General features: G+C 43.0%; 21 protein-coding genes and 1 other RNA gene. 11 read left to right on the forward strand and 11 right to left on the reverse strand.

The window, feature by feature from the left end; all coding sequences use genetic code 11:
* Positions 1-161 precede the first annotated feature (161 nt).
* Positions 162-743 (reverse strand): nucleotide exchange factor GrpE, encoded by a 582-nt coding sequence (gene grpE / locus A136_RS10855; RefSeq protein WP_017059864.1) that lies wholly within the window; start codon positions 741-743, stop codon positions 162-164.
* A 143-nt stretch (positions 744-886) separates the two neighbouring features.
* On the opposite strand from grpE, the gene nadK reads away from it, so the two are divergent.
* From nadK to bamE, 3 genes are all read left to right on the forward strand, one after another.
* Positions 887-1771, forward strand: coding sequence for an NAD(+) kinase (gene nadK, locus A136_RS10860; protein ID WP_017059863.1), 885 nt, complete (start codon positions 887-889; stop codon positions 1769-1771).
* A 278-nt stretch (positions 1772-2049) separates the two neighbouring features.
* On the forward strand, positions 2050-3714 hold the full coding sequence (recN, locus tag A136_RS10865; RefSeq protein WP_017062792.1) for a DNA repair protein RecN: 1665 nt from the start codon (positions 2050-2052) through the stop codon (positions 3712-3714).
* Positions 3715-3881: 167 nt separating this feature from the next.
* A complete protein-coding gene (bamE, locus tag A136_RS10870) occupies positions 3882-4241 on the forward strand; it encodes an outer membrane protein assembly factor BamE (protein ID WP_010438918.1) in 360 nt (119 codons plus the stop codon).
* Positions 4242-4440: 199 nt separating this feature from the next.
* Here the strand turns inward: bamE and A136_RS10875 are convergent, their stop codons facing one another.
* Entirely contained in the window at positions 4441-4752 is a 312-nt protein-coding gene (locus A136_RS10875; RefSeq protein WP_010438916.1) for an RnfH family protein, read from the reverse strand.
* A 3-nt stretch (positions 4753-4755) separates the two neighbouring features.
* Complete coding sequence (locus tag A136_RS10880) at positions 4756-5184, reverse strand: SRPBCC family protein (RefSeq protein ID WP_017062793.1); 429 nt, start codon at positions 5182-5184, stop codon at positions 4756-4758.
* Positions 5185-5303: 119 nt separating this feature from the next.
* Here A136_RS10880 and smpB point away from each other — a divergent pair, with 119 nt between their 5' ends.
* The 3 genes from smpB to A136_RS10895 all read left to right on the forward strand — a co-directional run bounded on the left by smpB (position 5304) and on the right by A136_RS10895 (position 7627).
* A complete protein-coding gene (smpB, locus tag A136_RS10885; protein ID WP_004735156.1) occupies positions 5304-5789 on the forward strand; it encodes an SsrA-binding protein SmpB in 486 nt (161 codons plus the stop codon).
* Between the two features lie 66 nt (positions 5790-5855).
* Positions 5856-6222, forward strand: a transfer-messenger RNA (tmRNA) gene (gene ssrA, locus A136_RS10890).
* Between the two features lie 166 nt (positions 6223-6388).
* Positions 6389-7627, forward strand: a complete 1239-nt coding sequence (locus A136_RS10895) for an integrase domain-containing protein (RefSeq protein ID WP_017062794.1) — start codon at positions 6389-6391, stop codon at positions 7625-7627.
* Between the two features lie 64 nt (positions 7628-7691).
* Here A136_RS10895 and A136_RS10900 read toward each other — a convergent pair whose 3' ends face one another.
* From A136_RS10900 to A136_RS10930, 7 genes are all read right to left on the reverse strand, one after another.
* Positions 7692-10439, reverse strand: a complete 2748-nt coding sequence (locus A136_RS10900; protein WP_017062795.1) for a phospholipase D-like domain-containing anti-phage protein — start codon at positions 10437-10439, stop codon at positions 7692-7694.
* Positions 10440-10482: 43 nt separating this feature from the next.
* Positions 10483-13485: an anti-phage-associated DUF1156 domain-containing protein gene (locus A136_RS10905; RefSeq protein WP_017062796.1), complete on the reverse strand. Its 3003-nt coding sequence runs from the start codon at positions 13483-13485 to the stop codon at positions 10483-10485.
* 83 nt (positions 13486-13568) lie between these two features.
* Complete coding sequence (locus tag A136_RS10910) at positions 13569-14666, reverse strand: anti-phage-associated DUF3780 domain-containing protein (RefSeq protein WP_017062797.1); 1098 nt, start codon at positions 14664-14666, stop codon at positions 13569-13571.
* Between the two features lie 39 nt (positions 14667-14705).
* Complete coding sequence (locus A136_RS10915) at positions 14706-17831, reverse strand: anti-phage-associated DUF499 domain-containing protein (RefSeq protein ID WP_017062798.1); 3126 nt, start codon at positions 17829-17831, stop codon at positions 14706-14708.
* Positions 17828-18025, reverse strand: a complete 198-nt coding sequence (locus tag A136_RS10920; RefSeq protein ID WP_017062799.1) for a ribbon-helix-helix protein, CopG family — start codon at positions 18023-18025, stop codon at positions 17828-17830. Before A136_RS10920 ends, A136_RS10915 begins: the two co-directional genes overlap by 4 nt.
* Positions 18026-18181: 156 nt before the next feature.
* Complete coding sequence (locus A136_RS10925) at positions 18182-18397, reverse strand: AlpA family transcriptional regulator (protein ID WP_081326294.1); 216 nt, start codon at positions 18395-18397, stop codon at positions 18182-18184.
* A gap of 119 nt (positions 18398-18516) precedes the next feature.
* On the reverse strand, positions 18517-18954 hold the full coding sequence (locus tag A136_RS10930) for an RNase H family protein (RefSeq protein WP_017062801.1): 438 nt from the start codon (positions 18952-18954) through the stop codon (positions 18517-18519).
* Between the two features lie 234 nt (positions 18955-19188).
* On the opposite strand from A136_RS10930, the gene radC reads away from it, so the two are divergent.
* From radC to A136_RS10955, 5 genes are all read left to right on the forward strand, one after another.
* A complete protein-coding gene (gene radC / locus A136_RS10935) occupies positions 19189-19665 on the forward strand; it encodes a RadC family protein (protein ID WP_017062802.1) in 477 nt (158 codons plus the stop codon).
* Positions 19662-20087, forward strand: a complete 426-nt coding sequence (locus A136_RS10940) for a DUF2787 family protein (protein ID WP_017062803.1) — start codon at positions 19662-19664, stop codon at positions 20085-20087. Before radC ends, A136_RS10940 begins: the two co-directional genes overlap by 4 nt.
* Before the next feature lie 26 nt (positions 20088-20113).
* Positions 20114-20542, forward strand: a complete 429-nt coding sequence (locus A136_RS10945) for a DUF2787 family protein (RefSeq protein ID WP_017062804.1) — start codon at positions 20114-20116, stop codon at positions 20540-20542.
* 211 nt (positions 20543-20753) lie between these two features.
* A complete protein-coding gene (locus tag A136_RS10950; protein ID WP_017062805.1) occupies positions 20754-21314 on the forward strand; it encodes a tyrosine-type recombinase/integrase in 561 nt (186 codons plus the stop codon).
* Positions 21315-21415: 101 nt separating this feature from the next.
* Positions 21416-21916 (forward strand): lecithin retinol acyltransferase family protein, encoded by a 501-nt coding sequence (locus A136_RS10955; RefSeq protein ID WP_017062806.1) that lies wholly within the window; start codon positions 21416-21418, stop codon positions 21914-21916.
* A 253-nt stretch (positions 21917-22169) separates the two neighbouring features.
* Here A136_RS10955 and A136_RS10960 read toward each other — a convergent pair whose 3' ends face one another.
* Positions 22170-22856, reverse strand: coding sequence for a YagK/YfjJ domain-containing protein (locus A136_RS10960; protein ID WP_017062807.1), 687 nt, complete (start codon positions 22854-22856; stop codon positions 22170-22172).
* Positions 22857-23289 lie beyond the last annotated feature (433 nt).

A 23289-nucleotide genomic window follows, 5' to 3' on the forward strand; every position in this document is an offset into this window, starting at 1 on the left:
GATTTTGGTGACTATTCACGTGGACTCTCAAGTTACAGGCATAAAAAAAGAGAGGCATATGCCTCTCTTTTCATTTCACGTTAACCAGTGAATTGTTTTGTCGCCGCTATTGTCTTACTTCACAACTGCAATAATCAACTGCTTAGCAAGCGGCCACTCAATTACTTAGCAACCATTACCATTGCAGGGCGAATAACACGGCCGTTAAGCTCGTAGCCTTTCTGCATAACAAACATCACAGTGTTTGACTCGTGGTCTGGGCTTTCTTGAATAGACATGGCTTGGTGGAATTCAGGGTTGAATGCTTCACCTTCAGGGTTGATCTCTGTAAGACCAAATTTAGCCACTGTATCTACGAACGTTTTGTGAGTTAGCTCAACACCTTCAAGAATCGGCTTAACCGCTTCGTTCTCAGCATCTGCAGCTTGTACTGCACGCTCTAGGTTATCGATAACAGGTAGTAGGCCTTCAGCGAATTTGTTTAGCGCGTATTTACGTGCTTTATCCACTTCTTGCTCAGTACGACGACGCATATTCTCAACTTCAGCCTTTGCGCGAAGAACAGAATCTTGCTGCTCTTTCACTTTAGACTCACTAGAAAGCAGTGCGGCTTCTAGTTGAGCAATTTTTGATTCCTGCTCATCAGCCGCGTCTTCATTCAGTTCAGCTTCTTCAACTTTCTCAGCTTCAGCAATGATCTGATCTAGTTCTTCTTCGGTTACTTTGTTTTCTTCGTTGCTCATGATATCTCCAGAATTCGTTTTCAATGCCAGTGACAGGCGTGTTTGCGCCTCAAATTGATATAAAACACTCGCATAGACGTTCAACTTGCCTTTATTATGGGGATGAAGAATTTTGATTCAAGCCTAATTCGTTTGGAAACGTTATGAAAAAGCCATTTGAAGTCATCGCAATTATTGGTAAACCTCGAGATCAGCAAGCAATTCAGACTCATAGAGAGCTCTATCAGTGGTTAAGTACTGAGGGTTATCAAGTGTTTGTTGATGATAGGCTCTCCAGCATTTTGGACGATATCCCACAAGAACATTTTTCTAGCCTGATTGAATTGGGTAAACGTGCCGATCTCGCAATTGTTGTGGGTGGTGATGGAAATATGCTCGGTGCGGCTAGAATTTTGTCACGTTTCGACATTTCAGTGATTGGTGTTAACCGAGGCAATCTTGGTTTCCTAACCGATCTCAACCCTGAAAACTTCCAGAGTGCGCTTACTGATGTACTCAAAGGCGAGTTCATGGAAGAAGAGCGCTTCTTACTTGAAACGGAAATTCATCGTCACGGCCAGGTAAAAAGCCACAATGCGGCACTTAATGAGGCAGTACTGCACCCCGGACAAGTGGCGCACATGATCGAGTTCGAAGTGTATATCGATGATAGCTTCGCCTTCTCACAGCGCTCTGATGGCTTAATCGTCTCAACACCGACAGGTTCTACCGCCTACTCGCTTTCCGGCGGCGGCCCTATCCTGTCATCAAGCCTAAATGCTATCTCACTCGTGCCAATGTTCCCGCATACCCTTTCAAGCCGCCCATTAGTGGTGGATGGCAAGCGTCGTATTAAGCTTATCGTATCGCCTGATAACCGTGGAACTCAGGAGGTGAGCTGCGATGGTCAAATCTCACTGCCTGTTTCTCCTGGTGATGAGATCCACATTTACCAAAGCCCAAATGTGCTCAAACTGATCCACCCTAAAGACTACAACTACTACCACGTTCTACGTAACAAGCTAGGCTGGTCGAGTAAGCTGTTCTAAGTGAAAAGCGAACGATTTTAAAAGGCTGACGACATTCGTCAGCCTTTTTATTGCCAGTAAAAGCCCGTCGGCTCTAGCTTCTCTGCAGTTCCTTATACCTCCACTCCCAAGAGGGAGGAACGACTGAGTTGGGAATCTATAGCGGTTTCAGTGATCTACGAACAACCTCAATTCTGATAACGGTCGCAAAAAATTTTCACCTGTCGACTTTACTGTATAAAGAAACAGTATATACTGAACTTATATACAGTATTGTTCAGTTATACAGGTAAATAAAAATGCTGGCTCATTTAAGTGTTAATAATTTCGCTATTGTTAAGTCTTTACAGCTAGAACTATCTAAAGGCATGACAACAATCACCGGGGAAACTGGTGCGGGTAAATCTATCGCTATCGATGCTTTAGGCTTATGTCTTGGGGGAAGATCCGATGCAGGAATGGTTCGACAAGGTGAAGAAAAAACCGAAGTCAGTGCCGCTTTTTTACTTGAGAACAATCTGCATGCAACCCGCTGGTTAGAAGACAACGAATTGCTTGATGGCAGTGAGTGCATCCTGCGCAGAACCATCTCAAAAGAAGGTCGTTCTCGTGCATTCATCAACGGTAGCCCTGTCCCTCTTTCGCAATTGAAATCACTTGGACAACTGTTGATCAACATTCATGGTCAACACGCGCACCATCAATTGATGAAAAGCGACTACCAAATGGCCATGCTTGATCAATACGCAGGTCACTTGAACCTATTGAAATCGACACGTAATGCTTACCAAGCCTGGCGACAAGCCGATAACCACTTAAAAGAGTTACGTGAAAATAGCCAGCAAAACCAAGCTCAAAAACAACTTCTTGAATACCAAATCAAAGAGTTAAATGAGCTGTCTATTGGGGAGGAAGAATATGAAGACCTCGAACAAGAGCATAAGCGCCTCTCCAATAGCGGAGAATTGGCCACAACCTGCCAACAAGCTATCGAGCTTATTTATGAAGGCGAAGAAGTTAATGCGCTTGGTATTTTGCAATCGGCCAATAACTCCTTAATTCAGTTAGCAGAGCTAGATGAAAGATTGGCTGAGTTACCGAACTTATTGTCTGAAGCCATTATTCAGATCGAAGAGACCAACAACGAGTTAAGAACATACCTAGACAGCATTGATGTCGACCCCGGTCGTATGGCTTACGTTGAGGAACGCTTTTCAAAAATGATGTCGATGTCTCGTAAGCACCACGTATTACCAGAAGAGCTTTACAAGCACCATCAAGACTTATTACAACAGGTTGAAGCACTTGATTGCTCGGATGAAAAACTCGAAGAATTAGCAAACGAGGTAGAAAACCAATACCAGTCGTTCGTTGCCAAATCAGAGAAGCTTCATAAATCTCGAACTCGTTATGCAAAAGAGCTCAACAAACTGATCACGCAAAGCATGCACGAACTGAGCATGGAAAAAGCGCAGTTTGCCATTGAAGTGAACAACACCAACACACACCCTTCTCCATTGGGTATGGATAACGTGACCTTCATTGTTTCGACCAACCCAGGCCAACCGATGCAGCCGATTGCGAAAGTGGCCTCTGGTGGTGAGTTATCACGAATCTCACTGGCGATTCAGGTGATCACAGCGCAAAAAGTGGATACACCAAGCCTGATTTTCGATGAAGTCGATGTGGGTATCAGTGGACCAACCGCTGCGGTTGTCGGAAAAATGCTACGTAAGTTGGGCGAATCGACACAAGTTATGTGCGTGACTCACTTACCTCAAGTTGCCGGTTGCGGTCACCAACAACTTTTTGTAGCGAAGAACACGAAATCAGGTAAAACCGAGACTCAAATGCACACGCTTGATGAGCAACAACGCGTTTCAGAGCTTGCTCGACTGCTTGGTGGCAGCCAGATTACCGAATCGACGCTTGCCAATGCAAAAGAGTTATTAATCGCAGCATAGGTTACATATTCAGCAACTTTCTGATAATTTACCGAAAATTCTTGGCAATTTTGCAACTTAATTCAAAATTGCCAGTCATAACAAGCTCAAAGCGCAAGGAGCTTTTTACTTCTTGCTGGAGCTTGTTTATTATCAGGCAGTATTTTAGCGAAGAAAGATCTTAAACTATGCGAATTAAAAAGTGGTTAGTTGCAGTTCCACTTGCACTAACAATGTTGACCGGTTGCTCTCTATTAGAGAAGTTGGTTTATCGAATTGACATCAATCAGGGTAACTATGTTGAACAGGAAGCTGTCGATCAGCTCAAGTTTGGCATGACAAAAACACAAGTTCGTTACGTTATGGGCTCACCTATGCTTATCGAAAATGGCTACCCAGATACGTGGTACTACATTTACCACCACACAAAAGGCCATGAAGACTCGATTCAAAAAAACCTAGTCGTGAACTTTGATGCCACTGGCACTCTAGTAACGATCAATGGTGATTTTGAAGCCAGTGATGAGTTCTTCGAAAGCCTTCGCTAGCTTTCTACCAACAAAGCTTTCCAGTCAACAAAGCTCTCAGCCGATAAAGCTATCAGTCGACAGAGCCAGAATCGCAAAAGCCTGCTCAATGAGCAGGCTTTTTAATATCTGCTAACAAATTAGGTCCGTTGTCTAATCCGCAGGCACAAAAAAGCTCGCCAATATAGCGAGCTCTCTTCTTAGTCAAACTTGTTTAGCATTACGATTTAGCAGCCGCCGCTTTCGCTTGTTCAGCACGCTTACGGCGAATTTCTTTTGGATCGGCTAACAGTGCTCGATAAATTTCGATACGATCTTTATCTCGAACGGTTGCATCTAACTTAACGTTGCGGCTGTATACGCCAACTTTATTTTTCGCCAAGTCGATTTCTGGATACAACTCTAAAACACCAGACTGCGCAATAATCTCTTCAACGGTCGCGTTCTTATTTACCACTAAGGTAAATACACGCTGCTCATGTGGAAGCGCAAACACAACTTCTACGTGGATCATATCTGATTCAATAGTCATGGCTTAGTAAACCTGTTTCGCTCGTTGAGTAAAAGCACTGACCATATTGCTTGTCAGTTCATTGAAAATCTTGCCAAATGCCATTTCAATCATTCGGCTAGAGAACTCAAACTCTAGCTTAAGTTCAACCTTACAAGCTTGCTCGTCGAGCGGAGTAAAGTACCAACCACCCTGCAGCTTTTTGAACGGGCCGTCCACCAGCTCCATTAAAATTTCAGCACCATCCGCCATTCGATTCGACGTAGTGAATGTTTTACTGATACCAGCTTTAGAGACATCAACCGAAGCCACCATCGCGGAATCTGAAGATTCGATCACACGAGAACCAGAACATCCTGGCAAAAACTCAGGATAACGAGCAACATCATTGACCAAGCTGAACATCTGGTCGGCACTAAAAGACACTAATGCTGAACGAGTAACCTTTGGCATATAGACTCCTGTTAAAGACAGCGTTACATTAACACAAACTGCAATTTTAATTGTATTGGGCCAGAGCGCAAATAAAAAGGATTCCCCATCTAGGGCGCATTCCGTATAATGAGGCCATTATGGCAAAGAATAAATCAAAATCAAAAGCCGGTAGTAATACCATTGCGCTTAATAAGAAAGCTCGCCACGAATATTTCATCGATGATGAGATAGAAGCGGGGCTTGAGCTACAAGGCTGGGAAGTAAAATCCCTACGTGAAGGCAAAACCAATATCGCAGAAAGCTACGTATACATCCGAGATGGCGAAGCATTCATCAGTGGTATGACGATTACTCCGCTAACTCAAGCGAGTACTCATATCGTGGCGAACCCAACACGTATCCGTAAACTATTAATGTCGAGAAAAGAACTCGACAACCTTATCGGTCGTATTAACCGTGAAGGCATGACGCTTGTCGCAACCGCACTTTACTGGTCTCGCTCTTGGGCGAAGATTAAAGTTGGCGTAGCGAAAGGTAAAAAGCTGCACGATAAACGTACTGATATGAAAGAAAAAGATTGGGCGAGAGATAAAGCACGAATTATGAAGAGTAATTTGCGTTAATTTTAAGCACTTAAACGCACAGTGCTAGACAGGGTAAGCTTTTCTGGTACTATGCAAATAACACTTGGGGCTGATTTAGGATTCGACAGGAATTTTGAAGTCTGAGGTGCATGCCGTGGGGCGGTTGGCCACGTTAAAAGCCGCAAAAAAATAGTCGCAAACGACGAAAACTACGCACTAGCAGCTTAATAACCTGCTCAGAGCTCTCTTACCCTAGCTTCCGCTCGTAAGACGGGGACCAATAAGAGATCAAACCCAAACTAGCTAGCGTGGCTTCTCCCACCTGAGAGGAAAAGCGCGAATTATAATTCAGGTTAGCCTTTAACTAGCGTGTCGGTTCGCAGGTTGCTGGTGAAATTAAAGATCGACTAAGCATGTAGTACCAATGATGAATGATTTTTGGACGCGGGTTCAACTCCCGCCAGCTCCACCAATTCTACATTTAAAGACGTTCCAGGACGTCTTTTTTTGTATCTGTAACAATGAAAAATCAACGACTTACATACCCACAAGGTTTCAAGAGATTCCACTGAATCTTTGACATTTAGGAACCAATGTAGGAACCTTTGTTTTATGTTCCTAACTTTTGGTTCCTAAAGATGCCTAGACCAACGATACCTCTTAGTGCGACGGAAGTAAAAAACGCAAAACCCAAAGAGAAAGAATACAATCTCTTTGATGGCCAAGGGCTGAAACTAAGAATTCTACCCAGTGGTTCTAAGCAATGGCAGCTTAATTACTATCGACCTATAAGTAAAAAACGTGCAAACCTCAATCTAGGGCGATATCCAGAGGTATCACTTGCTCAAGCAAGAAAGAGTGTCTTAGAAGCAAAAGCGCTGATCGCACAAGATATAGACCCTCAAGAAGACCAAAAGAAAAGACAGCGAGAGTATAAAGAAGTTCATGAGCATACCTTTGTAAAAATATCAAAGGAATGGTTTGAAATTAAGAAAGATTCGGTCACTCCAGACTACGCGACCGACATCTGGCGTTCTCTAGAACTCCATGTACTCCCCCACCTAGCCGGTACTCCAATTAAAGATATTACTGCACCATTAATCATTGAGCTTTTAAAACCAATAGAAGCCAAAGGTAGTTTAGAGACTGTCAAACGCCTTTCTCAACGCCTCAATGAAGTCATGAATTTCGCTACCAACTGTGGACTAATTCAAGCAAACCCGCTAACTGGTATCAAAGCAGCGTTCAAAAAACCAAAAAAAGAAAATATGGCAGCGCTGAAACCAGCAGAGTTACCAGAGTTGATCAAAGCCATTGCCAATGCACAAATAAAACTCACGACTCGCTGCTTATTAGAGTGGCAACTTCACACAATGACTCGCCCCTCTGAAGCGTCTGGATCTAGATGGGACGAAATTGATTTGGGAGAGGGAGTTTGGACCATTCCTGCAGAGAGAATGAAAAAAAGAAGAGAGCACCGCATCCCACTTACTGAACAAATGCTAGAGCTGCTAGAAGTGATGAAGCCGATTAGCGGACACAGAGAGTTTATTTTTCCTTCTGACCGAGATCCCAAGAAGCCATGCAATAGCCAAACGGCAAATATGGCTCTAAAACGTATGGGGTTTGCGGGAAGATTGGTTAGCCACGGTTTACGCTCGCTAGCGAGCACCACACTCAATGAACAAGGCTTTGACCGTGACTTAATCGAAGCATCATTGGCCCACGTTGATGACAACCAAGTACGTAGTGCTTACAACCGTACTGACTACCTTGAACGCCGCCGACCAATGATGAACTGGTGGAGCGGACATATAGAAGAGGCCGCCAAAGGCAGCCTCTCTGTAACTGGAACTAAGCAATTAAAAGTTATCTAGTACGACTTACCTACGCCGAGTAATTAGCCGTACTATACTGGATGGTCGAGGGGGAGTGGGTATGCTATTTATTATCACTCCACCCTGATGCCATTAACTCACTAAAGTCTCTTCTTGATAAAACGCTAGAGCAATCTCGCCAATCCTTATCCGAAGGCTCCATGGTACTTGTATAGCGAAGATCAAAACCATTGGCTTTTTTTTGCGCATCAATGTACTCATCCATTTTTTCGCCCATCGTTTCAATGTCTTCTATCCATTCATCTTTAATAGTATCTGGCAATGCACCAAACAAGTTGTAACGATCCTGCATACGCTCAGAGAGCTTGTCATAAACCTTTTCATCAACAGTCTGTTCATTGACCAAATTAAGCATGTCCACTTGCTCTCGAACTTGTCCAAAGCGTTTGATCCGACCTATTCTTTGTTCCAACTTGGTTGGATTCCATGGGAGATCAACATTTATGAGTGTACCTAATGTTTGTAGATTCAAGCCTTCACAGGCCGCATCTGTAGCAACCATTATTTCTAATTGATGCTCTGAGACCATTTTCTTTAAGGTCTCACGCTCAATATTAACGCTATCACCTTTTTGGTATAGACGACTTCTCCCTGCTCCAGCATATAAACCTACAGCTTGATTTTGGTACCGCTCGGCTAAAGAGTCCGCAACCCATTTTGCAGTGTCGTAGTACTGGCTGAAAATAATAACCCCATGCTTGAGCCAGCCTTCCTGCTCCAAGTAATGTAATACAGCACGTAGTTTTGGGTCTTCTTCAACACTTTCCAAACTAGCAATCATTTGTTCAAGAACCGCTATCTCTTCTGGGCTTTCCGCTTTTAGTTCAAACAACTGCTCATCACTTTCTTCTTGAACGGTTCGTCCCTCAAGCAGCATTTTGGCTGTATTTAACCCGGCAACAATACTTGAACAAATACGCTGCTCCATGAGGTTTTTCATGAAGCCACCACCTTTACCGCTTTGCGAAAGCGCTTTGCCAAAATGTCGAGCTTCTGTGTAAGCCTGGCGAAACTCTTCACTAGTAATTAGCGCCTTACCCGTAAATAAACTGCCAAACTTATGCTCTTCTTTAGCTAGCTGTCTATCGGGGTGAACATGAACACCAATACGAGGAAGTAGATTTGCGTCCTCTAATGTCACACGTTTACGTAAAACGATATGACGAACAAATGGATTCTCTCGCTGGAAAAAACTAGCTCCAGCAATATCACGATCTAGCTCGTCTTCTAGGTAGTCCCTGGAGTCCTCAGATAGATCTGTTAATGGGTTTCTAATATCTGACTTTCGATTATTTAGTAGATCAAGATCTTCGCGAATAGAGCGAATCAGTTTCCGCGAATGCTTCTCGTTGCTAGAATCAACCATAGGGAGCGGTGAACGTAACAGCTCCCATGCAAAACTAGGTGAGCTTACATGCTGCTCACCTGACAAAATAGGTAGTACCTCTTTGGGGCGATGCCACTTGGCTAAATCATTCCCTAGCACAAAATTGCCGTCACCTTGATGCAATATGCCCATAAGGTCCCAAAGGTCTTCTGAACGAGTTTGAATGGGGGTCGCAGTACCCAAGAGTACATGATCGGAACGCGCAGCAACATCACACATAAAAGCAAGTAAGTTATTGGGGGTACCCGCTTCCTTTCCGAACCCTTGTCTACTTCGGGCTTTATGAGCCTCATCAAGAATCGTAAGACCAAACCTTAAACCCAAGAGATGTTCTTTCTCTAAAGACTCTTGCATCATCAACCCAGTAGAGACAATGCCAATACGCAGAGGGCACTTGGCGATAAACTCCCGACCAGAAGGCGATATCACTCGCTCATCCGAATCTATCCAAGCTTTTTTTTGTGTATGCCATCTAGCACAAGGAATACCTAGCTTGTCTATCATCTCTGTTTGCCACTGCTCACAGAGTGTGGCTGGTGCAAAAATAATTACGGGTTTACGCTTTTTGTTTTCTTTATCACTAAGAAGACAAAGACTCAATGCGGCTGTCGCCATTGATAAAGTTTTACCTAACCCAACCTCATCAGCAATAAGCAAGCGTACAATGCCATGATTACGATAATGACGAATACACTCGGTAACAAAACCCTGTTGCCAGGGCCTTAGTGAAAAACCCTGCCGATAGAGCGGTGATTCAATCAATGCTGCAGGTGCTACATCATCTTCATCATCAATCTCATCAAATACGATTTCACGCCGATATCCACGGCGCTTAACCTCGCGTATTACAGCATCTGGTAGCTGACGAGCGGCGTTCCATAAGTATTCAAACTCTTCTTCTATCCATGCTACCCCCTCAGGAGAATCATCCTCCCAAAGGATCTCATAGTGCCTTTGCCAGCCACTACTTGTTTCATTCATTGAACCCATGAAGCCCAGTTTTCGACCATCCGCACACTCTATGACTCCGGCTTTACCATGTAAAAAGCCACAAACACTGTCAGGTGCAACACGAATGACTTGCCCGTGCTTAGCTAGAAAGCTATCAAGCCTTCGATAACGGTCACGATTAAGCAGAGCTTCTGTCTCTATATCTTGCTCATTCCAACGACCAATCATCTTAGATTCTCTAAGCTGAGCCACTTTCAAATCATCAGGGTGAATATCGACATTACAGACGATTTTTACGTCAGGGATAGCCTCAATGAGCTCATGAGCAACTTCAAACAAAGAACTGGTAAAGTAACCCGCTATACGTTTATAGCTGCGGGCCCCTTTTAAGTGCTCAAGTAAAAAGCTGCTATCAAGCCGATGAGTACGTGAAGAAAACCGCCTGATCGCCATATATTATTTCCCCCAAATCCATAAGTAGCTCATCATTGATTGCTTAATTTCCCAAAGCACGCATATTGCGTAGACGGGCACCTAGCACTTCCGCAACATCTCGTGTCGCTTGCTCCGGTGCTTTGTTTTCAACGAACTTAAGCACATCAATCAAAACTGGTCGAACTTCCATAAAGTCAGGAAGTTCTTCCTGGAGGTGACTAATCACAATTTGAGGGTCAGCTTCGGCCAGTAGTTGTTGTAAACCGATAATTAACTGACCCAACCAAGTTGACCCTATCTCGTTACTTTCTGTTAACTCACGAGAAACAAATTCAGGAATTCGTTTCAATTGAGCTTTGTTGGCAGCCATACTTCCCATTACACGAGTGTAATCTTCAACGCGGAATGCTTTAGCAAAGTTTTGATAGTTATCGAGTTTACCTGCCCCAGTCGTTTCAATATCCATCATTCTTAAATAAAAACGTTGAATACCGCTTAGTTTCTGCCATGTATCGGCACTTAATCCTTCGGGTACTAAAAGACTATTTGCAGCCTCTGCCGCTTGTTGGACGATTTCATCAACGACTGTTACTTCACCTTTCGTGCGTGGGCGCAGTGCAAATGCTGTTACGTCTTCACCACCAATATGAGTATATGACGTCAGAACTTTAAGAGCCGCGGCATAACCTGCCATCTGTAAGTCAGAATCATTAAAGACTGGCTCACCCATCTTATCTTTCACTTCATCATTTAGATGCATCATGGTTTCGATCTGATTTTTCACTTCAGCTCGAACCGCAGGTAATAAGCGCTGTTTGAAACCGGAATTTTCACCTGCTGGACGTTTACGTAGCATCAAAATCACAGTCCCTTGAACATAGCCGCCTTTTTTCAATTCCGTACTTGTTTCGGTTGCGATATACCAAGCGCCTACTACTTGCAGCCCAGCGGCCCAGAATATGCCAACCATATCAGACCAAACTCCGGTATCTTGGTGCGTAAACATCACACATTGCATACCATTATCTGGCATATGATCTGCCATGGCTTTGTACGCATTAACCATACCTTTACGGAAGTCATCACCTGCTCCCTTAATAGCAAGGGCTCGTCTAGAATCCCAGGTCCACTCATCGAATGGGGCTGGTGGGTTTTTGCGTAGCCATGCAATAAAATACTCTGTTATTTCATGATAATGTACAGCATCAGCATATGGTGGATCTGTCACATAAATATCATTAACAACGTCTACTTTATCCGCTTCATGGTTTTTTAATTGAATATCAATATCAGAAATCGGACTGTTAGCAAAACCGAAAGAGCGACCTGCTTCATGACTAGTAAAACAACGAGTTCCGTAGTTATAGAAAGTATTTAGTGCTTGGTTATAGAAAACATTGTTCGTTTTTTCCCAGTGAATCATCCAGTTTGCAATTCTAGAGTTCCAATCCAATGACTTAGCGTTAAATATGTAGTCTTCTGGCGTATTGTTCTTAAAGTAAAGAGCGTACATCAACAAATGTCGAGCATTGAATAAATGATGCCAGTGTGTCCAACCTCTCTCTCGAATTGGTTGATCTGTATTGTAACCAGACTCAATAGCCATATCAGGAACGAGCCCCTCTTGCTGCCATTTGACTATATTGTCAGAAACGATCTGATTAACTTTTTGTTCTCGTTGGATATCCTCTTGTGATACACCTGTAAAGAATGTTTCTTGTCTCGATTGATCTAAAGTGTCTTTCGTTATCCAGTGAATTGCATATAAACGTTCTTGAAAAATATCATCTTCGCGAGGAGCAAAATCTTCTTTTTCCCACTTTCTTAATCGATTCTTGTTAGTTCCATCAGAGTCTTTATAGTCGCCTCGCAAAGTTTTTACTGGTGTACGGTAAGTTTTACCATCAAGTTCATAAACTAAGGCGCCCTCTCTTACAGTACCTTTATTTGCTTGCTTCATCTCAGAAGCTGATACATTGCTGACAACTTCTATATCGAAACGCTTAGACTCATGGTTAGGGATCAACCTAGCTATGACATTTTTTTGTTTAGAGATCACCCAGGTAGGAGACATGGGCACAAGCCAGCCTGTCTCAGGACATTTTGTTTCTAAGCAGTAAAGGTAGGCTTTTGCTCGGTTGCCATGATCATCATGCTCTATCCCTAAAGCCGTAATTTCATCATCTACTGCCTTCGCAACTTCTTTCTGTTTGCTCTCAATTTCAGCCTTTCTTTCCGGAGACGCTCCAATAATGTTTAGCGCTCCCCAAGTTAGCATTAGAGCTATTGGGTTAAGGTCTGAAGCATACACATCGCAACCCAGGCGAGCCGCTTCAAATGGTATCGAGCCACCACCGCTAAAAGTGTCAGCTACTCTTGGCTTACGCCCGTACTTTAATATACCTAGTTGTTCAACAAGTTCCTGATGAGAATTAGCCTCTATGCCTAAATCTTTATAATGGCTATTTACTTTTGTCCATACGTGTTGTGTTAACCAATCTTGGTCAACTTCTTCAGGACGTTTACATAGCAGTGATTTCTCTTCGTAGCCTTCAATAGTATCGAGATATAGAGCTAATAAACTGATTTTATCTTTCTCTTCGATATCGCGTCGCCATCGCAGTTTTAAGCCCAGCTCATCTGGAGATTGAGGAAAACTCAAAGCATCAACCTCTTTAAAGCGCACATTATCTACTTTTACATTGTGAGAAAAATAATCCCACGGATTATGAAGGCTTACTTTCTCTGCTATGTCTTTAGGCTTAATGGCGTTTTGAACTAAAGCTCTTTTGGCGAGGCTTTGATTATCGAATGCCATCAGCATTTCGAAGATTTCTAAGTCTTTCTCAGTATCATTTGTTTGTGGCAACAAGCTACCAAGTACCACTGAACGCACCAGAATCAGAGGTTTACGACCTTTCCAGTATGAACCTAAACCTGTTAGTGTCTGTCCAAGGTTTGCTTTTCTTTCTTTTTGAGCTTCAAAGGAAACTTTTTGTGCGGGAAAGACTGCTTCGATAAGAGCAGGGGCGTCTTTTAATGTAAAAGGCGTTAGTTGTGCCATTTAGTATTATCTCCAAAAAGAGCGATATGTTAGGAAATCGCTCTATATTTATTTCCGGTGTATTTAGGGACGGAGCTTTCTCGTCACCCTGTTGCGGAATTAGTTAGTTTTTTACCGTAACCCAACTCTTTAAGGCTGCGGCCTTTTAAATCCCGCCAAGCATCCATACCACTACGAGGATTACCTGCAATCACACAAGCCGCCAAGCTTGGACTTTTAAACGTGTATTCTCGTGTAAAAGAATAAACCTCTCCGTCCTCCACAAGAACACCTTCATCTAGAAGCTTCTGGCGTAATTCTCGAATAGCAGGTCGTAACGATTTCGCCACAGCTACGTTTGCCGTCGAGCCTTTTCCAACAACAAATTCTGGCTTACTCATGTCACCAACTGGGTGGCCACCAGCTTTAGCCTTCTTAGCTTCAAATAGGAATAGCACATCCTCCGCCAATGAACTCTCCTCTTTAGGCTCACTAACGGACAATGGAGTTTCCTCATTTTGGATTATTGGATTTGAGTTGCCAGCTGGCAACTCAGCTAAACTTTCAGCAGCCTTCTGTGAATTTTCATTAGATGATTGTAGGTTGCCTTCAATATCAGCTTGAACCAATGAGTAACTTGGTGACACTTCACGAACTTGTCTGCCTTTTTCCAGCGACTCTGTTTGTACAATGTCACCAAGAGCGTGGCGCAGCGCAACACGCCAACCTACATCACGGTCATCCTTGTGGCCTGTGCTCATTGCTGTCATACCAAATAACCACCAGCGCTCTTCAGGACGAAGCGCTAACCAGTTGCGAACAGCGACAGAGATATTTTCAACATCCATACCCTCTATAGCCCAGGCAAGTACACAAAGCTCTTTACCTAGCAAACGGTCGACAACATTCTCACCGACTTTCCAAGAGCTTGGCTTTAGATCATAGCTTTTCAATCGAGCATTAAACGCTCGCTGCACCTCTGCACGTATTGCTGTCCAACAAGGACGGTCTAGAACCACACGCTCAATAACCGATAACTCTTCGCTCTGAGCTTGCATGCCCAAATGCTCACTAATTTCAACTTTGCCACTATTCGCTTTTGGAATGATAACTTTAAAGTGATGAGGGTCACTGGACGCTGGTACCCCAAAACCAAGCGTCGAATACTTAGGCGCATTTTGTTTTGCTGTTACCTTTGACATCTATTTCTCCTCATCACTGTTTACTTTATACATACAGGACTATTCTTCCTGCGCTACATCACCAGGGCGAAGCTCAATACCTGCTAACTTAGCAAACTCTTTTGCTTCAAAACCATTTTCAAACTCGATGCCATCTCTCACGTTAACTGTGACCGCTGCATCTGCCTCATTGAGTAGCTCTCTTAGGCTGTTCACTGTTTTTTCGATCATGGCTGCTGTAACTTGGCGCTCACCAAAGCGAATACCAACGGTGTTTTCACCTTCACCAATTTCGATCCTAACTCCTTTGAATTGAGTTGAAGCCTGGTCTTTAAATCGATTGATAACTGAGAAAACCTTATCGGTAGTATCAAGTGATACACGCTTTGCACTATTGATTCTTGCTGGTTTAGTGTCGTCAATTTTTACAGTTTTATCGCCAACATGTGGAATAGAAAACTCCGCTGTCTTAGATGCTTCACCTGATTTGGCATAAACTAATAACAGTGTTGCATCCGAACCAATATCGAATGGCTTGTCATAAGCTGAGCCATCTTTAGGGTTAGAGCCATCCAATGTGTAAAACATGTCAGCATTTGGTGTGCATTGCAGAGTGATTTTTCGTTTATCTGCCAACGCCTCTACCTGATGTCTTATCTTAAGGTCTGCAACCCAACGAGTAGCCGCACCTGTTTCATATTTACCACTAGGATCTCTCACTAGGAAGTAAAGCGTACTTTCAGTTGTACTAAAGCTTTCACTATCTTCAACTTGTGCATCCGTTTCTAAAACCTCAGGCCTTGTTGAATAATGAATTACAGGACTGTCACCAGCATTTCTCGGCGTTAGGCTAAGTACTGACTCTCCAGTATCTGGATGTGTACTTAGTAAAGATACGTTCACGCTGGTTTTCTCTTTAGGGAATGGTCCTTTTTCAACGTAACCATCTTCACCTTGACGCCAACGACCTTGCTTGAGCGCTTCTGCTTTTAGCGTATCCATACCACCGTTACCAGGCATCCAAGGCCAACCTGGATTACACTTGGCTTTGCTTACCACATCTTTCCATGGAGTACGTCTATTTCCTGCGCCTGAAGGCCAAAGCTCCGCTTCTGCCATTGCAAAATACTGGGCAAAATCGTCTTTTAGATCAGCTGCTAATTTATAGTTGGCACGAGGGTCAGACATTAACTTATCGATTTGCACTTCAGCAGACTGATCGCCATCGCCAATTTTTAGTCCATTATCGATAGTGACCTTTAACAAGTGCTCAGCACCATCTATAGGGTCTACTCCAGGAAATAAAATGGTGTTGTATGACGCAGATAGAGCCTTAGAAAAACGACCCTCTGCTTCTTCTAGTCGATCTCTAGCTTCTTCGAATAAGGTGTCACCAGATTTCAGCTTTTTGTTAATTAACTCGATTGCATATAGCTCACGTAACCTCTCTTCAACCGCATCCGCCATGATGCTGTCTTGCCCCGTTAGCACTAAAAGGTTGTTTTTCTCCTGCTGGAATTCAAAGAAGTTCATTAACTCACTTGGTGGCACTTTACCGTCAGGTTTTATAACGATAAGGGTACGAGGACCACTTAGCTTGAGCTCATCCATTCGAGGCAAAATTTGAACATCTTGATATGTATTGCGAGTGTTTGGTTGCAAGATCCCTTTCAAACGGTTAATCAACGCTTGGTCAATTTTAGGTTGTGGGATTTCCTTCGCACTTCGCTCTATCTGTCGAGATAAGTTTTCTGTTTCCTTAATAAAGAAGCGCTCATCTTCACGATGCAGATACCAAGCTTGTTCACGTAGCTTTTGGATGGCTTCTAGGAACTCATCTGCTTTTCGGTTTGGGGCCGCTAAAAACTCTATAATTTCGCTTTCAGATAAACCGATACGGCCACCCACTGCACGAGAAAGAGACGAAGCTAATAATAAAGTCATTAGCTGAACTGAAGCATCGTTACTTTGCTCTGCATCGATAATCTCTGAAATTGCATCACCTTTGTCTGCAATATCTCGCGTTATGGCTGGTACAAGCTTTGGAGAGATCCTCTCGATTTCATCTTTAACTTGCTCGTCATTTAAATCTAGGTGCTGAGTACCAATAAGGAACACATCATCAGTTTTCCGCTGTTCAACACTTTTCAGAAGTCGAGCAGTAAACTGCATTAAACCACGCGTTTGACGAAAGCCTTCATTTTCTTTAAACAAAGCAACTAGGTGCTTAAAAGAAGGGTGGAACGGGTAAGTCTCTCGAATCTGGTCAGCAATCTGCTCAATGCTTGAAGCAATGATGTAGCCACCGTCTTCCGCTTTTTTAATTTGCTGGGCGTACTCTTCCGCAATGTCATTGATTACTTGCTCATCAGGCATTTGATCAACAAGACGCTTTTTCAAAATCTCATAGATTTCATTACCCGATAATTGCACTGGGGTAATGGTCATAGATTGGCGACGAGTTTCTTGTTGCAGGTTAGAGATTGAGTCTGCAAGCGCTTTTGTCTGAGCCTTATAGCTGCCTGAAAGGTTCGCCATAACGATACAGCAATTTGGTAGTTCTAAAGCCGCACTCATTAACGTACTTAGGCTATACACCACCATATCTGCTAACGTACCTGTACCTAAAACGTGTGTACTTGCAACGTTCAAATAAGGTGGTAGCTCATCAATCATAATCAGAGTTGGTGTGTCTCCGATGATGTCTTTCCATTTCTGCTGATCGACAGGTTTAGGCCCATTAACCCAGTGCTCTTTAATTTCTTCTTCAGCACCTAGCTGTGTACAGATATCACCCCAGATATAATTACTAGGGTTGTTTCGCCCATTGAAAGCAGCAATACGAGCGTTACCGAAATCTAAGCGACTACTGAGGCTTTCAGGTAACACAGCTGGTCTCAGGTGAGCATGTTTAGCAAGTAAGCCCAGAGCGATCATCATGTGAGTTTTACCACCACCCATCGCTTGAGTTAGTTCGAAAACGGCTTGATCCGATTTGCCAGACAAACGAAGCATGCCCTCTCGGAATAGCTGTTCCATACCGTGAGTAACGAAGTTGCGTGAAAAGAACTCACTACCATCACCTTCATCAGTAATTAGATCAGCCAGGTTTTCAATCCCTTGGCTCATCCTGTAATCCTGAATCACAGGGTTGAAACTACATGCCTGTTTAACCGTTTTAATCATTTCTTAAGCTCCTGACGCTGATCTATTTCTTGGGCGTTATCTATAGCTATACCGTTTTTTTCACAATGCTCGCGAATCATCACTTCAATCATATTGGCGATGGAGCGATGTTCAGCTTGAGCCGCTGTACGCAACGCTTCCTTTAAATTTGGTTCAACTCGTATGGTCAACGTTGCAGTTTTGGTAGTAGCCATTTTCGTATCCCTAAGTACCTGCAGATGTACTGCATTTTACATTCAGTATCAGAATTTACCTAGTACATAGGTACATAAATTCGAAGTCAAATTTTTTAAATTACCTTGAGCGAGAACCGTAATTGGCGCGCATATTAACTAAACGGCTACTGGACTTTAGCCACTGGTGCGGGCAGACAGAATCAACTCCATCCACTCTTCCACTTCACTTTCAATCCAAGCTACAGCCCTATCACCCAAGCTAACTGATTTAGGAAAACTCCCTTCATCCATCTTTCTGTAAATCGCTGAACGGCTAAGTGCGGTCTTTTGCATTACTTCTTTTAGTTTTAGAAATCTCATGGGACGTCCTCCTATGTTATTGGTTCCCATGGGATTACTTGGCATGTAGAAAAATACCGTTTTGTACCTTGTGGTGTTCCATGCCACCTTCAAACCCAGTAACAACAAAAAAACACCTGCTGGCTATGCCAGCAAGTGATTCATTCTTATTACAATTGACGATTCGCTGCTGCAAGAGCGTATCTATAAGCGGCATCTTTTCCTGCGGAGCAAGCGGCGACTTTCCTCACCTCAACTTGCTTATCTGCACTTCGTTTATCCACTAGCTCCCAAAGAGCTTGATTAGTTACAGGCTTTTTATTTGCCTTACGCCAATTTCGACGTTTCCAGGCATCTAACCACTCATTAAAGCCTGAAACGCAGTAGTCACTGCTGCTATAAACAATGTCACCGTCTCCGGCATGTTCAAGCCCAAACGCAAGTGCTGATAAATCTAGATAATGACGATCTATAATACTGTCAAAGGGCAGCCAGTCTTCATGAGCCATAGTTCCACTTGCATCGAATATAATCAGCCCAACGCCACCAACGGGACGGCCTCTTCGTTTCTCTACGATTGCTGCTTCTACATAAATTTCTTTATTCATTTTTATACTCTCCAGAGACTAAACAGCCGATACATCCTTTGCACCAGCCAATTATGTTGATTGTTCATTCGTCACTTAATTACGATTACTACATAGCAACGGCAAGTAAGTTATTTTTTACCTGTCCCTGAGAGCGATTACTTTCAATCCTCCATACCTAGCAAGCTGATTTAAAGCCCTTTCAGATATATTTCATCAGTACGCATAACCAAACAGATGATCTGAGGAGCTCTTATGCGTAACTCCAACAACCAACACGATTACCCGTTCAAAACTTCAGAGTTAAATGAACTGCTAGAACGTGCAGCCGAAGCACTGGCTGCAAAATACAAACGAGAAGGCACTTTTACTAATCCCACTAATGTGAAAGAGTTCTTAAAGCTCAAGTTAGGGGCTCACGACCGCGAAGTGTTTGCTGTGATGTTTCTTGATAACCAACATCAGTTAATAGAATTTGAAGAGTTGTTCTTTGGCACTATTGATGCTGCATCTATCTACCCGCGCGAGGTGGTCAAGGCAGCGCTAAACTACAACGCCGCCGCGGTAGTTTTTGCTCACAACCACCCGTCAGGTATTGCGGAGCCCTCTCAAGCTGATAGGCGTATTACACAGAGGCTGGTGGATGCGCTAAAGCTGGTAGATATCAGAGTATTGGACCACATCGTTGTGGGTGAGGATTGTGTGTCATTTGCAGAAAAGGGGTGGGTATGAATAGATTCGCCATTTCCGGTGTTAACGAAGAACTCGTTCGTCCCATGCATTGTTTTCTCGATGCGCTAATGTCTGAAAACGTCATCCCAAGTACAGTCAAGCGGATAGCGTTAAACATACGCTCTAAAGATATGAATAGCCGTTTTCAACCAATCGAAATTCAATTAGAGCGAGCATCAAGCCAAGCACCTTGGCAACTCCGCTTTATTGCCACCTTTGATGTGATAGTCACAGGTACACCACAAAAAGAGTTATCCCTGTATTTCAACTTCGCAGGGTGTTGGTTCTATCACCCAGAGATTAAGCAGTGCCACTTACAACGGCCAGAAGTACAAACCTTGCTTGCTAGCTGGCTCAAAGCAATTACTCACACTCTAACCACTCAATCTGCAATCTCAATCAACATCACATCCGTTCGTTAATCCTAACTACCTTCAAAGAGGTCTCTATGAATCAAGCTGCCAATCTGGCTATGTTCGCGTGCAAGCGAGCTAAGCCCTCACATCAACTTATCGAGTTAGTTAAACGCTCTATTGGTGATGTTAATTACCGAGGAAAAATGACCATCCGTTTTCAAGACTCAAGCTACCATCCGAAAGGCGGAGGCTTTCACCCGGTCTCTATTACGGTGGAGGTCAAAGATAGCCATATCGCTCTTATGGAAATCACTGACCTTATTTATGAAGAAACAGGTACACCAGAACTCGTTCCTGACTTGGCTTTTGATTTTGCTAACGACGTCGCTTTCGCTCGTTTCAGCGGATGGCTTGGTATGTACCTGCAAGAGACAACCGAGCTATATGGGATGTGGGAGTGCAACTTTCTAGCTTTTGTAGAAATGAACGCCTACGACCAAGTTCAGGTTAAGTACAGTTAATCATCACTCGTAACAACCCTATCCACTGATCGTCCAGCTCCACTTCATATCACAAACAGTCAACACAAACACTAGCACAGAGCTAAAACGAGGCTGCTTCCCATATTGTTAAAACGGGAAGCTTCCATCCCTTATACAGTAAGGGTTCTTTAATATCATCGGCTCTGTGCTTCCCAAAACACCCTTGTACAGACAAAAAAGGAAGCAGATTATGGCTGAAGTCCAAGCAGTCAAAGACGATGACACCATACGCCTAGTTGGTCATCTGTTGAGTATTCGCTGTAATCCACAAATGGCCGATGTGTGGCATATCGGATTAAACCTGGCACTACGGATTTCTGATTTATTATCGATCCGCTTTGAAGACATTCATGGCGACCGAGTCATTATTCGTGAGAGTAAAACAAGCAAGCTCGCCAACATTCAACTCAATACCAAAGCGCAGCAGCACATTGCTAGATTGAGAGAGCAACATCCCGACCACATCTATTTGTTTCAAGCCCACCGATGCCAACAGTTGAAAAACAAACCACCCCAGCCAATCTCGCGACGCGCCATGTCCATGGCATTTCAACAAGTAGGTCAAGAACTGAATATCGCTTTAGGTACTCATTCGATGAGAAAGACGCGAGGTTACTTTCTTTACCAATCAACAAAAGATATAGGACGTGTCATGAAAATGCTTCGTCACACATCTGAGGGCGTCACGCTTCGCTACATCGGTATTACTCAAGATGAGGTTGATAAGGACTTCGTTTCTCTTGAACTTTAAACCTAATCATTTACTCAGGGGGCGGGACCGCTAATCCCTTATAAACATTAAGCTCAGAGCCCTTTTGAGTTTCGTTATCATCACATTTGAGAGTAAATAACATGAATCCATATCACGCAATAGGGAGCTTTGTTGTAGGCAGCTTATCGAAAAGCTTAATCCAAAATTTATTCTGGAAAACCGACGGTCCAGTTAGAGGGAGCATTGTGTATTGCGATCTCGCGTTTGGATATGCTGAACATTCAGGTGTGTACATGGGAAATGGACGTATCATCCATCGTAATAGCAAAGGCCTTATCGAAGCTGCATCTATTCGTCAGTTTCTAGCAGATACCACAGCCCTTTCGATTTACGTAAGCTGCAATACCCAAGGTAGAGCCGTTGGCAATGAGTCTACTGCTCAAATAGCAGGCGCTATGCTTGGTGTACAAACAGACTATTCCCTGCTAAATGAAAACTGCCATCAGTTCTGTAGCCACTGTCTAAGTGGTGACATCTTCTCAAACACATTTACATTAACTCAGCTTAAACGTGACGCTCATGCGCACATTAAAGCCAGTCATTGGCGCGTGTGGGACTTAAGGCATCGTCACAAAGGATAAGAAAATCATCTTTCTCAACCATCCAGGTCAGGCTCTTGCACTCCATATCAGATGTTTTGTCGTTGCTCTTCATCGCATCAAGGGCTAGTTCCTCTAGCCTCACTACATATCAACTCAAATCACCTAATATTCACCAAGCTTTGCTAATCGAGATTTCATCCACTCAGCGATGTCAGATTCCAACCACTCCACACACCACCACAGCGATACCCTCAAGACTACGACGATTGGCACGCGATAAGAGCTTAAGGTCTTAACTCCTCTTGATCCTGCTACATCCAAATGAACGTATCCCTTCTCCAAAGTTTTTTGTTTCTCTTTTAGCTAAATAATATATTCGGGAAAGTAGATTGTCATAGTTACTCTTGGTATCAGGCCTATTTTGTACGACTCTGAAATGATTATTCTTAGAGGGAAACTGAACTAAGCCTTTCATATCACAATATGAAATCCCTAAAGTGTCAGACCACGCTTCTTGAACTAGTATCGCTAAGCTTTTTTTTGGCTCAAGACTGGTAGAGTAGTGACCTAGAGTTCGGAAGTTTTCATAACTCAGTAGAATAAACATATGATAGTGGTCATTATTACTACTATTCCTTTCTCTACACCATATATTGAAAACCTTATTTCCCTTCTTCATATGATAAACCCTAGCCTTTCTCTTTTTTCTCTCTTCTAAAGTAAGATCAACTTTCCTCTGAAATATCCTTATAAATTTTGATATATATGATACACCCCTATCCTGCTTAAAATCTTGAGGAAACCGTAAGATAAGACTAAAAGAAAGAACTCTGTTATGTTCACTTGTAACATAATCAAGAAGTTCTTTCGACCTTATCAGATAGGGTTCATAGTATTCTCTTTTTTTATTCAACTCTATATCGTAAAAGTACACCCCTTGATAAACCTTCGGTTCCCGTACCCTTTTCTTTCTATTCATTCTTATACCTATTCGATTAACTATCTCATAGGTTAGTTATCTCAGTAATAATTAATTGGTTATTAATACTAGTTAAGAATGTAAACATATATAAATATATACCGACAGTTTAAGAGCCACGATAAACAGCATCAGGCTAGAGGCTTCAGGGCCTTATCAAGCCATAAACGCTTCTGAAGCTCTGTCCAATTATTTCCACCTAAAGACCAAGACAGTGTCACTATTAGAGGGGGAAATTAATAACATATAACTATCAATTTCTAGGTTACTTAAAAAACACTTTAAAAGTAAAATTAAACAGGCTAGGATAATGTCAACTTATCTTAGTTGATTTTTCTTAGCTCAACTCTACAACATAAGTGTTCAAGCTCTACCCAGGTCACAAAACCAACTCAAAAACCACCCAAAACCAACAAAAAACCAACCCAATAGC

The sequence above is a fragment of the Vibrio crassostreae 9ZC13 genome (genome assembly GCF_000272045.2).
In the GTDB taxonomy this organism is placed as follows: Bacteria; Pseudomonadota; Gammaproteobacteria; order Enterobacterales; family Vibrionaceae; genus Vibrio; species Vibrio crassostreae_C.

Excerpts from the sequence above, each read along its gene's own strand:
- grpE (WP_017059864.1), bottom strand. The coding sequence starts at position 743 with ATGAGCAACGAAGAAAACAAAGTAACCGAAGAAGAACTAGATCAGATC.
- nadK (WP_017059863.1), top strand. The coding sequence starts at position 887 with ATGAAAAAGCCATTTGAAGTCATCGCAATTATTGGTAAACCTCGAGAT.
- recN (WP_017062792.1), top strand. The coding sequence starts at position 2,050 with ATGCTGGCTCATTTAAGTGTTAATAATTTCGCTATTGTTAAGTCTTTA.
- bamE (WP_010438918.1), top strand. The coding sequence starts at position 3,882 with ATGCGAATTAAAAAGTGGTTAGTTGCAGTTCCACTTGCACTAACAATG.
- A136_RS10875 (WP_010438916.1), bottom strand. The coding sequence starts at position 4,752 with ATGACTATTGAATCAGATATGATCCACGTAGAAGTTGTGTTTGCGCTT.
- A136_RS10880 (WP_017062793.1), bottom strand. The coding sequence starts at position 5,184 with ATGCCAAAGGTTACTCGTTCAGCATTAGTGTCTTTTAGTGCCGACCAG.
- smpB (WP_004735156.1), top strand. The coding sequence starts at position 5,304 with ATGGCAAAGAATAAATCAAAATCAAAAGCCGGTAGTAATACCATTGCG.
- A136_RS10895 (WP_017062794.1), top strand. The coding sequence starts at position 6,389 with ATGCCTAGACCAACGATACCTCTTAGTGCGACGGAAGTAAAAAACGCA.
- A136_RS10900 (WP_017062795.1), bottom strand. The coding sequence starts at position 10,439 with ATGGCGATCAGGCGGTTTTCTTCACGTACTCATCGGCTTGATAGCAGC.
- A136_RS10905 (WP_017062796.1), bottom strand. The coding sequence starts at position 13,485 with ATGGCACAACTAACGCCTTTTACATTAAAAGACGCCCCTGCTCTTATC.
- A136_RS10910 (WP_017062797.1), bottom strand. The coding sequence starts at position 14,666 with ATGTCAAAGGTAACAGCAAAACAAAATGCGCCTAAGTATTCGACGCTT.
- A136_RS10915 (WP_017062798.1), bottom strand. The coding sequence starts at position 17,831 with ATGATTAAAACGGTTAAACAGGCATGTAGTTTCAACCCTGTGATTCAG.
- A136_RS10920 (WP_017062799.1), bottom strand. The coding sequence starts at position 18,025 with ATGGCTACTACCAAAACTGCAACGTTGACCATACGAGTTGAACCAAAT.
- A136_RS10925 (WP_081326294.1), bottom strand. The coding sequence starts at position 18,397 with ATGGGAACCAATAACATAGGAGGACGTCCCATGAGATTTCTAAAACTA.
- A136_RS10930 (WP_017062801.1), bottom strand. The coding sequence starts at position 18,954 with ATGAATAAAGAAATTTATGTAGAAGCAGCAATCGTAGAGAAACGAAGA.
- radC (WP_017062802.1), top strand. The coding sequence starts at position 19,189 with ATGCGTAACTCCAACAACCAACACGATTACCCGTTCAAAACTTCAGAG.
- A136_RS10940 (WP_017062803.1), top strand. The coding sequence starts at position 19,662 with ATGAATAGATTCGCCATTTCCGGTGTTAACGAAGAACTCGTTCGTCCC.
- A136_RS10945 (WP_017062804.1), top strand. The coding sequence starts at position 20,114 with ATGAATCAAGCTGCCAATCTGGCTATGTTCGCGTGCAAGCGAGCTAAG.
- A136_RS10950 (WP_017062805.1), top strand. The coding sequence starts at position 20,754 with ATGGCTGAAGTCCAAGCAGTCAAAGACGATGACACCATACGCCTAGTT.
- A136_RS10955 (WP_017062806.1), top strand. The coding sequence starts at position 21,416 with ATGAATCCATATCACGCAATAGGGAGCTTTGTTGTAGGCAGCTTATCG.
- A136_RS10960 (WP_017062807.1), bottom strand. The coding sequence starts at position 22,856 with ATGAATAGAAAGAAAAGGGTACGGGAACCGAAGGTTTATCAAGGGGTG.